Here is a 13909-nt window from a genome sequence, read left to right on the forward strand (position 1 = left end):
CGGGTATTATCGTTCTTACGCAGAAAATCGCAATCGATAACCCCAACGTATTCCATTAAACAAAGTAATCTATGCCACCTAACGCGCCGTTGACAATAGGTTGTTGTAGACTTCCATCCGGTACCTCAACGTCAGGTATACCTTGCTCATTAGCTTCTCCCTGCCCTTTGCCAGCATTTTGCTGCTCCCCATCTTGTTCACCGGACTCCTGTTCAACAGAGGATTGTCCTAATTCAATGCCTTTATCGGCTAACATCTCTCTTAACTTTGGAGTGGCGTTATCTATCGCTTCTTTAGCATGCAACGATTGCACAACAAAACTAACACTGGCTGACTCACCACTCACCGAGACTTTCACATGCATCGAACCTAACTCTGCAGGATCAAGGCGAATATCCGCCACCAGCTGATTGGTATTAACCATAAAACGTACTTTTTCAGCTAATTGCTGATGCGCTTCTGGTTTGGCTAAATTTAACGCTTTGTCAAATTGTCCCTGATGCAACTGACTCGCCTTCGTTTGTTCAACCATGCTAATACCCTGTTCGCGGTAAGTGCTGTTCACCGCTTGTTGCTGGGTCGACTGTTCTAACGCAGTGCTCATAAGTTGGGCGACATCAATCACTTGCATAACTGAGCGCGTCGCCAATTCTACTTGCTCTGATTTGGAAGAAAGCATATTACTTGCCAACTCTGGCGACGCTTTTATGGCGTCATTTACTAAACCTTTTAAATCTATTCCTGGCTCCCGGCCTTTTTCCAATTGCCCTTTCACTTCCGCCAAACCGGCTTTCAGGGCTAAGACAAATTCAGGTAAACCAGCGGCCTCGGTTTTACTCAACACATTATCTAATGCTGGCGCTGTCGAGGATGTCATATCCTGCTCTGGGCTCACTTGGCCATTTGCTGTTCCATTTATCTGCTGAACTTGCTTTGCCAACATCGTCAGCGCACTTTCCAGTTTATTTGGCGTAAGCTGCAATAATTTTTGCAACTCAGGCTTGCCCTCTAACAACGCTAGTTGTTGTTGGTTTAACTCCCCATCTAAAACCGAAGCAAGCATAAATGCTATCTCCTTATTAGATGCATCTTGCATAACCTCGGTAACTTGCGATGCTGACTGAACTGACTGCAGGTCAAGCGACGTCGATTCAGCCGAATCAAGCATAGAGGACGGTGTAGACCCAGAGGCTTGCTCGTCCACGGATACCGTTTCGAGGTCGATTAGACTGGTTAATGCTTCCACTAAATTTTCCAGTTCTTCGCTGCTCAATGCTTTATTTTCAATTACCTGCGGATCTTGGCTGGTTAGCAATTGTTGCAATTGTTCTATCAGCTCTGGATTATTATCCAGCAAAGTCTTCATTTTTGTCACATCATCGGGCGTCGAACTTGTCGTGCCTGCATTATCTAATTGTTCGCCCGCGGAACCATCTGATTGAAGGTTTAATTTTTTTAATAGCGACAAAAGTAATTCTTGAGCTTCGTTTTCCAATGACAGGCTCAAGTCGTCTTTATCAGTACTTTCCTTGGTAAGCAGTTCATCTGCTTTGGTGACTGTTGCAGTATCCGTTTCACTTAGGCTGTTAGCGGCTAATTGCTCCACTATAGATAACCAATGACTGCCATTAAGGTTGTCATCGTTATTCATTTTGTCGGTGTTTTTGCTGAAAATAGTGACAGCGTTGGACGCAGCAAACTCTGCTTCATTACCTAGCGGCTCCATGATCTTAACATCCGCGCTCTGTACTTCGGCCTCAGCGGCTACATTTTCATTTGGTAGATGAGAGGACGATATTTTTTTATCCTCAGCCGATAATACTCGCTGTCCGTCGTTATTTTGCTCTTTTGCTATATTAGCTGTGCTATGCCGCGAGTTGGCCTTACTGTCTTTATCTGCCTCAGCTTTCTCTGTTCTTGGTCCCTGGGTACCTTGCTGTGCATTTGGATCAGATCCTTTTTTAATCCCTTTATTGGCGGCCTTTTCATTAGCCAACATGAAGGCAAATTCATCCGCATTTTGCAGTTTTGACATGCTCTCATCACTCACCTCAACCGCATAAGCGGCAACGTCTGATTTAGCAGTGGCAATTTGTTGCAGCATTTAAGCTCCTTTACACAACTGTGAAGATGATAAATTAATGGCTTAAAAACAGTTAGTTATGACCAAGTTATCACTATCGTCTATTACAACGGCGATTTTCGTATCATTAATTTCTGCGTTTTTTAGCGTTGGTAATACTTATGAGCAAAGTTCGTTCCAATGTGGGCCACTGGGTTTATTTAACGAAAAATTGACGTGCTAAACATCAGTGCTGCGTATTTAAAAGTACGTTAGTAGATAAGAAAACTTATTTGTTGCGGATAAACTTCTGCAATGCCAATTCGTCTAACATCTGCTGCTCTGCTTTGTCTTGTCTGTGCTGTGTTTTTAGTGCCTGCTTTTTAAGCAACATGTCTACCGCTTTGCGCTTGCGTTGCTGGGCTAGCCATTGGCTTTTACGCTGTTCGGCGACGACTAATGCATTACTGACTTGCTTTGTTTGTTGCTCGCAGGCAGCATCAATTTTGCCGACAAATGACTGGTGTTGACCAAAACTTCTTGCCGCTACACCCAACTGTCCTTTGCGAATACCATCTTTAAGGTAATTCACTCGATATTGTTCCAAACCAGTCAGTTTGTTTTGATTATCGATAACGTTTTGTTGAGCAAGTTGATAATCAGTCGCCATTTTTTGTTCTTTACGTTGCTCCCAATCTGCAACTATTTGCAACTGTTTGTTCACTGGCATATCGGGCTCCTTTCTATCTTTAACAGTATAAAGCTTGTATTTCGACCGGGTATAAATCAGCGACGTTTATCAACCGCGAATAGCACACTAAGCCGGTCCTAGGCCTGTACCAAGTTTAACCATAGTGTCTACACTTTCATCAAAGGTCAGTATTTGCTGCATACCTTGCTGTAAAAAGGCATTGATTGCAGGCTCAGCTTTAATAGACAAATCAATTCTTGGATCGTTACCCCTAGTGTATGCGCCTATGCTAATCAGATCTCTATTTCGCTGATAAGTTGAATACACTTGGCGTATACGACGCGCGACTTGAAGGTGTTCAGGACTCACCACCATAGGCATAACGCGGCTAATAGAGGCCTCAATATCAATAGCAGGATAATGACCTGAATCCGCTAGCTCTCGTGACAAAACAATGTGCCCGTCTAAAATAGCCCTCGCAGAATCCGCGATGGGATCCTGTAGATCATCCCCCTCGGTTAATACTGTATAAAATGCAGTAATCGAGCCCTGATTTTCGGCGCCATTTCCAGCGCGCTCCACCAGCGCAGGTAAGCGTGCAAAAACCGACGGTGGATACCCCTTGGTTGCAGGTGGCTCGCCCACAGCTAGCGCGATTTCACGTTGTGCCATGGCGTAACGTGTTAACGAATCAATCAGCAATAATACGTTCATGCCTTTATCGCGAAAATATTCGGCTATGGTAACGGCTGTTTCACACCCTTTAAGGCGCATTAAAGGAGAGGTATCCGCAGGTGCCGCCACCACCACAGATTTTTTACGTTCTTCTTCCCCCAAAATATCTTGAATAAATTCTTTTACTTCACGGCCCCGCTCTCCTACTAAGCCGACAACGACCACGTCAGCGCTGGTGCCTCGGGTCATCATGCCAAGCAGAACACTTTTACCCACCCCACTGCCTGCAAACAGTCCCATACGCTGACCGCTGCCTACCGTGATCATGCTATTAATCGCCCTAACGCCCACGTCTAACGGTTCTTTTATGGGTTTTCGAGTTAATGGGTTCATTGGCGGGCGAGTGAGCGGAACTCGCTTTTCAGCTTTGATAGCACCTAAGCCATCGAGCGGTTGACCATTACCGTCAACGACCCGCCCTAATAACGACATGCCCACCGGCAAGCCTTGTTCACGATTTAACGGCTGCACCCGTGAGCCAGGCACAATACCTTTAACCGCTTGAGTGGGCATTAAATAGGTAATGTGTTCGGCAAAGCCGACAACTTCCGCTTCAATTTCACCGTCCACGGTTTGAATTAGGCATTGACTTCCCACAGGCATTTGGCACCCAACCGCTTCAAGCGTTAAGCCAATGCCCCGCACAAGCTTACCCGCGGCTACAACCGGCGCACTGGGCACCTGTTGCTGCAATGCTTTGATATTTTGTAAAATATTTCTTGCCATAACTGGCTAGTCATCCTCGCCGGAAGGGATAGTATCGAGTCCTTGCTCGAGCATAAACTTATCGAGCACATCTTTAACTCTGCGCTCTATGCTCACATCCACCGCGTTACTCTGGGTCACAATGTCGCAGCCACCTTGAGATAAATTTGGATCTTCAATCATTTGCCAACCATGCTTTTCAATTTCTTGTTCGCTGAAATGTTCGCTCACCAGCACTAAATCGTCGGGATGCAGATGAATTTGGTATTGACGCTCATTGATCGGCAGCACTTTAAGCCCTTCACTAATGGCATTAAAAATAATATCTGAATTGGTTTTAATTTCTGCTCGAATAACGGATTTAGCCAAGGATACGGCAAGCGAAACCAGCTCTTTTTGCAGATCCTCTTCAACTAGCTCAACGGGCTTATGTAAGGTTGTGAGCAGTGTCTGCCAGCTTTGCAATTGTTGCGCGATTGACTCTTGTGCTTCGGCTAAGCCTTGGGCTTTACCCTCCTCTATACCTGCGCTCAATCCCTGCTCTTTTCCTTGCTCAAACCCTTCCTGATGTCCTTTTTCAAACCCTTCTTTTTGCCCTTCGTCAAAACCATCGGTTTGGGCGGCCGCACGGATAGATTCAATTTCCTGTGCGGTAGGTGGGTCGAAATTTTCCTCTTCTTCTAACACATGTTCAGGAGGTTCATATTTCCAGTTCGAGCGTTTATTTAACGCGTTAGTACTGGTATCAGTGGCTTTACGTTCGTCCTCGACAAAAGGTAAGTCCCAGGCGCTGATCTGTTCATCGTGTTCTTTATCAAAATCATTCATAAACTAACGTGACGCTGCATACGCTTATAGGAATTCATCACCGCCACCTCCACCTAACATAATTTCGCCCGCATCGGCTAAACGACGAGCCACAGATAGAATTTCTTTTTGCGCGGCTTCCACCTCGCTTAAACGCACAGGACCAAGCGCTTCTAAATCATCAAGCAGCATATCGGCTGCACGCTTTGACATATTTGAGGTGATTTTGGTTTTCAATGCGTCGTCGGCACCCTTGATTGCTTTTAGCAATGCGTCTTGTTGAACTTCTCGCAAAATAGCCTGAATCGCACGGTCATCTACATCGGCAAGATTATCAAATACAAACATCAAGTCTTGAATTTGCTGGCTCATCTCTTCGTCTTGCTCACGAATAGCATCCATCAGCTGACCTTCGATATTGGTATCTAGGTAGTTCATGATATCGGCTGCAGATTTCAAACCGCCCATTTTGGCCGCTTGCGTACCCGCCTGGCCAGCGAACTGTTTCTCCATAATCTCGTTTAATTCTTGCAATGCCGCAGGCTGTACTTCTTCTAAATTTGCCACTCGCATCATTAGATCTAAGCGCACTTTCTCTGGGAACTGAGCAAGAATTTCGGCGGATTGCTCGGCGTCTAAATACGACATAACGATGGTTTGAATCTGCGGGTGCTCATTACGAATAATGCTCGCCACTTGCTTAGAGTCCATCCATTTGAGTGAATCGAGTCCTTTGGCACCCGTGCCCATCAAAATTTGGTCAATCAGGTTGGCAGCTTTATCTTCACCTAATGCCGATGTTAAAGCACGCTTAACAAAGTCTTGGCTTTGGAAGCCTATGGTGCTGTATTTTTGAATTTCATCGATAAAGTGCTTATGCACGGCGGTTATCTTGGACTGAGTCATGTCATCTATTTGGGCCATTGCTTGACCCAATTTTTGCACCTGTTTCGGTTCAAGGTGCTTAAGTATTTGCGCTGCGTCTTCCTCTGTTAAACTGAGTAACAAGATGGCAGCTTTTTCAACGCCTTCAAGTTTACCGACGTCGTAACCACTTTCCCCAGTTGTAGCGGGTGCTGCATTTTCATCTGGCATGATGCTTATCTCTTACTTTTAACATAGGTTTACGCTGCGTACATTAGCGTTATTTATTCGTCTTGCAATAACCAATTTTTAACCACCTGCGATGATAACTCGGGTTCGTTTGCTACTAAGGCTCGTACCGCTTTGAGTACGTCTTCATCCTTGTGTAGATCTGGCAACATAAAGCTACCGTCGGCGGCAAAGCCTACCTGAGAGTCGTCAAATTCTTGGGATAACATGCTGATAGTTTCATCCCCTAAATCTAGACCCTCGTCGGCATCAAAGTCATCATTTGAGCTGGTATCGTCTGGGTAAATCAGTTTACGTAACATGGGACGCACAACCGCTAAAATAAGTACTATGATGACCAACCCGCCAATGACGAGCTTTAAGATCGGCATAAACTTAGGGTCTTCCCAAATAGGTAACTCTTCCAGTGCGACTTCGCCTTCACGACTAAAGGGGATACTGACCACTTCAAGTGAGTCACCACGGGTCACATCAAAACCAATGCCTCCTTGCAACAGGCGGCGAATATCCAGCAACTCCGCCTGAGGGCGTGGCACCAGTGTACTGGTTCCATCTTCATTTACACTGGTAACATGATCCAGCGCCACAGAAACACTCAATCGGCGAATGACACCTGTTTGTTGTTTGGTATGGCTAATGGTTGTATCTAATTCGTAGTTTCTGGTTTCTTCTTTGTGATTGCGCCCAGGTGTCGTGGTTTGAGTATTACTAGCATTGGCTACTTCCGGAATATTTGAGTCAAGAGGAGGCTGGTTCGTTAACGCCCCCGGAATACCAGCGATAACCCCCCCCACGCTGTTCTCTTCCACTGTCATTTCACTGCGAATCGCGGGTAAGTCTGGATTATAGCTGCGTTTAGTTTGTTCAACGGCGGTGAAATCCATCGTTACGTCAGCCTGGGCAGTGTAGTTACCTAAGCCTAAAACTGGGATCAAAATAGAGTCTATTTTTTGTAAGTACTCACTCTCACGTTTACGCTCCATTTCAAATTCTTTTTTGCTTCTCGCCGCTTCACTGTCTTGAGAACCAGAATTAAGCAAACGCCCATTACTGTCGGTCACCGTGACGCGCTCGGGCTCTAACCCCTGTACAGCGGATGCCACTATGTCAACAATGGAGTTAACTTCTTCACTTGCGATCACCGCTCCGCGCCTTGCTGTAATGACGACAGTGGCACTGGCTTTTTTCTCCCGGCGGGCAAAAACGTTCTCTTTAGGTAAAGCGAGTAACACTTTAGCTCTCGTGACGGCGCTCATTTCTTCAAGTGTACGCGCAAGTTGCTGCTCACGAGCGTGTTTAAGGCGTACTTTTTCGACCCGCTGACTGACACCGAATCCCATATCTTGCATGATGATGTCCGTGCCTTCTGAGGATCCCTGACTCAAGCCCTGTCTCGCCATGCCAAGCTTAATGTTCTGATATTGATCTGAGCTGACGTAAACCGTGTTGCCTTCAAGGCGATAATCAATTTGATTCTGATCGAAATAATCTAATGTCTCGATCAACTCTTGAGTTTGCATTTTGGCTAGCGGGCGATAATCCGGCTCTTGCGCCCAGATCATAATGAACACTGCAATCGCCACACAGATAACCAAAGCCACAACAAGGGTGAGCTGGCGTACCATATCGGTAGAGCCAAGGGAGTCCATAAAACCAGACTTTTGCTCTGGCTCCGAACCACCTGTGTAAGGGTCTATGTTGGTGTTGCTCATCGCCAACTCTGTACCTGTTGCTTCAGCCACGTGTCAGCTCCTAAACCGGCATATTCATGATCGTTTTATAGGCTTCAAGTACTTTATTTCGTACTTGAATCGTCGCCTCAAACGCAATTCCGGATTTTTCTTTGCTCACCATAACATCCGCTAAGCTCAGGCTTTTATCGCCCATTTCAAATCGCTGAGCCTGATCTTTGGCGTCTAGTTGCATGCTATTAACGGATTCAATGGCGTGGCCAAGCATATCGGCAAAATTCTGACCAGAAGGGTTGACCTGTATACCGTTAAGGCTAGCGGGATTTAATTCACCAAGCCCCGCTTTGCTTTGCAAGGCCATGCTTTGCATATCTTGATAAAGTGATTGTGCCTTGATATCCATGCTCTGCTCCTGGCGTATTTACGAAATGACGGTTTTATGTCTTACCAAGTTAAAAGCAATGTTAATGCCAAGTAATTTAATTATTTAATATCAATAGCTTATATTAATTTTTAATCATAACTAACAGCATGACGGTTTATTGACATGGGCATATTGGCTGTTTAGTTAAAGGGGTAAAAAAAACCGCCTAAGAAATAGGCGGTTTACAGTAGATATCTAAGAGATTCTCGAATTGTACGTCAACAGGGAAATTAAGCAGGTAGATCGATCCCCACTTCACGCATTTTGGCCAGTTTATAACGCAAAGTACGTGGACTAATACCAAGACGTTCTGCCACGTCTTTCCTGCGTCCTTGGCATGATTGTAAGGTGTCTAGAATAATTTGATGCTCTTGCTGCCTAAGCTCTGATCCGAGCTTGCTTTCATCTTCTTCAACTGCGTGTGGGGCATTGCGAGAAAGCTCATCTTCAGCAAACTCAAGCATTAAATCATCTGCTTCAATTATTTCACCATTGCCTAATATGAGTGCTCGTTGCACGACATTTTCTAATTCACGCACATTGCCAGGCCAATTATGCTGAAGCATTTTGCTTCGGGCCGACGAAGAGAACGCAAGAGCACTCGCTCCTTGTTTACTACGATGACGAGCCACCAAGTGTTCAGCCAATGGCACTATATCCCCCGGGCGTTTATCAAGAGGCGCCCAAGTTAAGGGGAATACGTTTAAGCGATAATACAAATCTTCGCGGAATAATCCATCTTCGACAGTTTGGCGAATATTACGATTACTCGTTGCCACAACACGCACATCGAGCGGGATCATTTTACGGCTACCTAAACGCTCTACTTCTTTCTCTTGTAAAACCCGCAACAGTTTAGCTTGCAAGCCTAAATCCATCTCACTGATCTCATCAAGTAAAATAGTTCCTCCTTGAGCTTGTTCAAACTTACCAGGGCATGCTTGAATAGCACCGGTAAACGCGCCTTTATCATAGCCAAACAATGTTGCTTCAAGCATATTTTCGGGGATCGCAGCGCAGTTTATTGCCACGAAAGGCTGATCTGCCCGGGACGACTGATCGTGAATATAGCGAGCCAATACCTCTTTACCTGAACCGCTCGGACCGAGCACCATAACTGTGGCGTCCGACTGCGCTACGCGCTGGGCCAACTGCAGTAACTTCACACTGCTAGGATCGGCAACAATAGGATCGTAAGATAAGACTTTTTGCGCAGGTGCATAGCGTCCTACCAAATTAAGTAACACTTCTGGAGCGAAAGGTTTTGATAGATAATCCGTGGCGCCGTCACGCATAGCGGTTACGGCATCATCAATAGTGGCGTAAGCCGTCATCAACAACACTGGCACATTAGGATACTTATTCTTCAGGCTACGCAGAAGCGATAACCCACTCATCTCGCCCATTTGAATATCGCTCACCACCAAATCTATTGCCTCTTGACCCATCATCATCATACCCCGCTCGGCACAGTCGGCTTCTAACACCTTGTAACCTCCAAGCAGTAAGGTATCGACCAACGCTTCGCGTAAACCCGCGTCGTCCTCGACAATTAAAATCGTTGTTTGAGACATAATTTAACTCCTCGCCCGTTGGACGTTAATGCTCGCAGCACCGGCAGATGAATACTCGTCAGCGGTTCGAGTTAAAATGGGCAGCACTATGCTAAAACATGCACCACCAGACACTAAATTGGCGACACGCACTTCCCCTTGATGGGATTGCACAACCGTTTTTACTACGGCTAAACCTAAACCGGTACCTTGGCTACGTGTGGTGAAAAAGGGTTCGAAAATATGTAGTAATTTGTCCTCAGGGATCCCGGGGCCGTTATCCGTCACCGTTAAACGCATGCAATCTGTTTTTGCTGGATCGCGTTCTGCGCTAAATACGATCCGTGCATCTTGGGGCTTGGCGATCAACGCGTTATGGATCAGGTTTTGAATTGCACCACTGAGGGCTGTTTTATTGCCGATAAAATGAATATTTGGCTCAGGTAAAATAATATCTAGTATCCCATTGCTCTTATTGAGCATAGCTTCACTACCAGCCTTCACTTCTAACATCATGTCTTCAAGTGATATATCAGTAAGCACTTGCTCATTGCCGCTTTTAGCGAACAACAACATGTCATTCACTTGCCCTTCAAGGTCGCGCAAACGAGATAATAATTTATCGCTAAATCGTTGACGTGATTCTCTTGGCAGATTGTTACTGGATAAGTTTGCGGCATATAGCATGGCCGCTGACAAGGGTGTACGAATTTGATGAGCCAAAGACGCGACCATCTTACCTAGCGATGATAATTTCTGTAGATGTCCGATACGCTGTTGAAGCTGACGAGTTTCTGTTAAATCAGTTAACACAATAAGCTGACCGGGTTCGTTAACCAGAGGAGTAATGGACAACTTAACTTTGCGTCCGTCAAATAATGAGACTTCATGGCCATCATCAGCTTGAGGTCGAAACGAGCGTTTAATAATGTTGCGCCAGACCTGCCCTTCAAGTGGTTCACCCAATAACGAGGTTGCCAAATGATTAGCCTGCTTTACATAGCCTTTACCGTCGATAACCACCACGCCCGCAGGCATGACCTGCAATAGGTGCTCAAGGCGCGTAGCCTGTTGACGTAAATCTTGAATTTCTTGTGCATCTTGCACCGTGGTGGGCGCAGAAACTTTCGCAGAATCAACAGAATTGGAAAACGATATAACCGCCCCGCTTTGGGAAGGCATCTGATTAGCCGCTAGGGTATGTAAATTACTTAATGCCATATGTTCCTCACGTCAATACTTAGACAGATTGAATACAGCAATAGGACAAGCACATCTTGTGCCAATAAATTAAGTTAGGTTAATCAGGTAGTTAGGAAGAATTACGTGTCATTTTTTTGTCGAATGAAAAATACCGAGGAAAGAATTAAGCTTTACTTATGTCGTACTTACGCATCTTTTCCACGAGTGTGGTGCGGCGCATACCGAGTACTTCAGCGGAGCGTGCGACAACCCAATCTTGTTGCTCCAGTGCTTGGGAAATCAAACTAACTTCCATTTCCGAAATATATTCTTTGAGGTTAATGCCCTCAGGTGGCAACTCGGTTCCATTGGTACTGTCGTCATAACCATAGTCGTCATCTTCATTCTGCACATCGGCTGAAAACAACGCGTTGAGTGCTTCTCGCTCTAACACTTCATCTGGGTAATCAGGTTCATAATCGTCTGCATCTACATGACGATATTTATGGGGTAAGTCACCTACATCGATTAACTGATTGGGATATAGGATCATTAAGCGCTCAACCAGATTTGATAACTCCCTAACATTCCCTGCCCAGCTATGCTCCATCAGTGATTTCATGGCATTTTCTGTGAACTTGATTTGTGCATTTTCCCGTTCCATTCTAGAAACAAGTTCTTGTAATAACAATGGAATGTCTTCGTGACGCTCACGTAGCGCAGGGCTATCGATGGGAAACACATTGAGACGATAATACAAGTCTTCGCGAAACTGCCCTTGCACAATCATTTCTTCCAAATTTCGGTGCGTCGCAGCTACCACACGGACATCACAACGAATAGGCTTCATACCGCCCACGCGTTCGTAAGTGCGCTCTTGCAAAACACGTAATAACTTAACTTGCATTTGCAGCGGCATATCCCCTATTTCATCAAGAAATAGCGTACCGCCTTCAGCGAGCTCAAAACGCCCTTTGCGAGAACTGATAGCGCCGGTAAAAGCACCTTTTTCATGGCCAAATAGTTCACTTTCAAGTAACTCACCGGGTATGGCACCACAATTTACTGGAATAAATGGGTGAGTACCACGTTTTGATAAGTAATGTACATTACGCGCAATCACCTCTTTACCTGTGCCGGACTCACCTAAAATAAGCACGTTAGCATCGGTCGGGGCTACTTGTTCAATAAGGTGGCGAACATTTTGAATTTGTTTGCTTTTGCCGACCAAACTGCGAAACAATTTGGTTTTATTTTGTGGGGTGGTATTGCGATTAGGCTGCATGCGACGATGCTCTTGGCAGCGGTGCAGCATTTGGGTAAGCAGAGGATACGTAACGGCTTCATCTACCGCGCCGACACGATTAGCACCTGACTTAAAACCCGGATCTTTACTATCGACCAAGATAAACGGTTGTTGGGGAAATTTATCACACACTTCCCCAGCGAGTTCGAGATCTAATGCATCAATCAAAACAGCATCGAATACGGAATGAGATTTGAGGGTGCTAACAGCCTGCTCAAAAGCGATAGCAGTACTACTTTCACCTAAAAAGGTCAAAATAGTGTTCAGATTATGCCCGAGCGTGGGTCGCCCACTGATAATCAGAATATTACTCATGCATCCCTCAATATTATCTTGTTAATTAACTGTTTTACTTCTGGTTTTAATTTTAACCATTCACTGGTGGATAGCAATAGAGGAATGAGGGCTAAATTTGCCATAGCGCACAATTAAATTTAAAACCCATGAATAACAACAAGTTAAAAACATAGCATGCCACTAATGACTAATATAATTCTGCGTCTAAACGTACAAAAAAACCGCATAAAAAAAGCCTGGGGGACCTTTCTGTATATTAAGCCTAGTTATTAACCATTTAAAAGGCTAAGTACTTGCCCTTGCTGCTGATTTGCTTGTGCCTGAACCGAAATGCTAGCCTGGCCTAATATACTGGCGGACGCGCTTTCTGCCGTTGCCTGAGCATAATCCGTATCTTGAATACGGCTGCGCGCGGCAGCCACATTCACATTACTTTGCGTGAGATTGCGTGCCGCGCTTTCAAACTGATTTTGCGTAGCGCCTAAATCCGCTCTAACAGAATCAACAAATTCAGCCGCTTCATCAGCAACAGCAAGCGCGTCTTCTGCACCTTGAGCAGTAGTTAAGTCGATATTCAAGACGTCGCTTAAGCTAGCAGCGACATCTTTTGTTTCAACTCCAATTTTCTGGCCTGCATTTGCACCGACCTGAAACTCGATGCTACTGTCACTGTTTAACAAAGACTTACCGCCAAATTCTGTCTGCTCAATGGTTTGCGAAATATTGTCTTGAAGTTGTGTGACCTCAGCTTGAATAGCTTGACGATCAGAATCACTTAAGATGCCATTACCAGCTTGAACCGAAAGCTCGCGAATACGACTCACATCATTATTAATACCAGACAAGCCACTTTCCGCCACTTGGGCTAGTGAAACACCATCATAAGCGTTAGTGACCGATTGGCGATTACCTTCCACTTGAGATGTTAAACGATCGATAATTTGTTGAGCAGCCGCACCATCTGCAGCACTGTTTACTTTCTTACCTGAGGCTAACTTCTCAAAAATCGATTCTTGCTTCTGTTGCACTTGCTGTAACGAAGATGAATTAGACTCGGTATTTAAATTAATCATATTTATTCCCCTCAGAACCTTAGCGATCAGCTCTTCAAAACCTTTCCAGAGCGTAGCAAAATACGGGTCAAAAAGTAAGCAGGCCTATGGTATATGATTCTATACTTCACACAAATATAGAATACCAGCGAGCCTTTCCGTCCTAGAAATAGTTGCCTCTGTCTTTTATCCAGATGCTTAGGTAAACTTTATGTCAATTAACCGTCAATTAAACGGGCCTGTTTTTTGCTAGACATGTACATGTGATGTCCACATTGTAAACACTGAAAC

At 45.1% G+C, this 13909-nt stretch carries 11 protein-coding genes; all 11 read right to left on the minus strand.

From position 1 onward, the window contains the following. Window positions 1-55 precede the first annotated feature (55 nt). The gene (locus tag GPLA_RS16695) at window positions 56-2104 is read right to left on the minus strand and encodes a flagellar hook-length control protein FliK (protein WP_007106131.1); all 2049 of its coding nucleotides are present in this window, start codon (window positions 2102-2104) and stop codon (window positions 56-58) included. Between the two features lie 247 nt (window positions 2105-2351). Further along, complete coding sequence (fliJ, locus tag GPLA_RS16700; protein WP_007106132.1) at window positions 2352-2792, minus strand: flagellar export protein FliJ; 441 nt, start codon at window positions 2790-2792, stop codon at window positions 2352-2354. Window positions 2793-2879: 87 nt separating this feature from the next. Beyond that, a complete protein-coding gene (gene fliI / locus GPLA_RS16705) occupies window positions 2880-4214 on the minus strand; it encodes a flagellar protein export ATPase FliI (protein WP_007106133.1) in 1335 nt (444 codons plus the stop codon). Between the two features lie 6 nt (window positions 4215-4220). Then, on the minus strand, window positions 4221-5021 hold the full coding sequence (fliH, locus tag GPLA_RS16710) for a flagellar assembly protein FliH (RefSeq protein WP_007106134.1): 801 nt from the start codon (window positions 5019-5021) through the stop codon (window positions 4221-4223). Between the two features lie 24 nt (window positions 5022-5045). Beyond that, window positions 5046-6095: a flagellar motor switch protein FliG gene (fliG, locus tag GPLA_RS16715; RefSeq protein WP_007106135.1), complete on the minus strand. Its 1050-nt coding sequence runs from the start codon at window positions 6093-6095 to the stop codon at window positions 5046-5048. A gap of 53 nt (window positions 6096-6148) precedes the next feature. Further along, a complete protein-coding gene (gene fliF / locus GPLA_RS16720; protein ID WP_007106136.1) occupies window positions 6149-7855 on the minus strand; it encodes a flagellar basal-body MS-ring/collar protein FliF in 1707 nt (568 codons plus the stop codon). Window positions 7856-7865: 10 nt separating this feature from the next. Then, on the minus strand, window positions 7866-8207 hold the full coding sequence (gene fliE, locus GPLA_RS16725; protein WP_007106137.1) for a flagellar hook-basal body complex protein FliE: 342 nt from the start codon (window positions 8205-8207) through the stop codon (window positions 7866-7868). Window positions 8208-8458: 251 nt separating this feature from the next. After that, window positions 8459-9802, minus strand: coding sequence for a sigma-54-dependent transcriptional regulator (locus tag GPLA_RS16730; protein WP_007106138.1), 1344 nt, complete (start codon window positions 9800-9802; stop codon window positions 8459-8461). A 3-nt stretch (window positions 9803-9805) separates the two neighbouring features. Next, entirely contained in the window at window positions 9806-11002 is a 1197-nt protein-coding gene (locus tag GPLA_RS16735) for a sensor histidine kinase (RefSeq protein ID WP_007106139.1), read from the minus strand. Window positions 11003-11147: 145 nt separating this feature from the next. Further along, the gene (locus GPLA_RS16740) at window positions 11148-12584 is read right to left on the minus strand and encodes a sigma-54 dependent transcriptional regulator (RefSeq protein WP_007106140.1); all 1437 of its coding nucleotides are present in this window, start codon (window positions 12582-12584) and stop codon (window positions 11148-11150) included. Window positions 12585-12835: 251 nt separating this feature from the next. Then, complete coding sequence (locus GPLA_RS16745; RefSeq protein WP_007106142.1) at window positions 12836-13639, minus strand: flagellin N-terminal helical domain-containing protein; 804 nt, start codon at window positions 13637-13639, stop codon at window positions 12836-12838. Between the last annotated feature and the right edge of the window lie 270 nt (window positions 13640-13909).

It is taken from the genome of Paraglaciecola polaris LMG 21857 (genome assembly GCF_000315055.1).
Lineage (GTDB): Bacteria > Pseudomonadota > Gammaproteobacteria > Enterobacterales > Alteromonadaceae > Paraglaciecola > Paraglaciecola polaris.

Bases quoted from the DNA above. Each gene is read 5' to 3' on its own strand.
- GPLA_RS16695 (WP_007106131.1), bottom strand. From the start codon at position 2,104: ATGCTGCAACAAATTGCCACTGCTAAATCAGACGTTGCCGCTTATGCG.
- fliJ (WP_007106132.1), bottom strand. From the start codon at position 2,792: ATGCCAGTGAACAAACAGTTGCAAATAGTTGCAGATTGGGAGCAACGT.
- fliI (WP_007106133.1), bottom strand. From the start codon at position 4,214: ATGGCAAGAAATATTTTACAAAATATCAAAGCATTGCAGCAACAGGTG.
- fliH (WP_007106134.1), bottom strand. From the start codon at position 5,021: ATGAATGATTTTGATAAAGAACACGATGAACAGATCAGCGCCTGGGAC.
- fliG (WP_007106135.1), bottom strand. From the start codon at position 6,095: ATGCCAGATGAAAATGCAGCACCCGCTACAACTGGGGAAAGTGGTTAC.
- fliE (WP_007106137.1), bottom strand. From the start codon at position 8,207: ATGGATATCAAGGCACAATCACTTTATCAAGATATGCAAAGCATGGCC.
- GPLA_RS16730 (WP_007106138.1), bottom strand. From the start codon at position 9,802: ATGTCTCAAACAACGATTTTAATTGTCGAGGACGACGCGGGTTTACGC.
- GPLA_RS16735 (WP_007106139.1), bottom strand. From the start codon at position 11,002: ATGGCATTAAGTAATTTACATACCCTAGCGGCTAATCAGATGCCTTCC.
- GPLA_RS16740 (WP_007106140.1), bottom strand. From the start codon at position 12,584: ATGAGTAATATTCTGATTATCAGTGGGCGACCCACGCTCGGGCATAAT.
- GPLA_RS16745 (WP_007106142.1), bottom strand. From the start codon at position 13,639: ATGATTAATTTAAATACCGAGTCTAATTCATCTTCGTTACAGCAAGTG.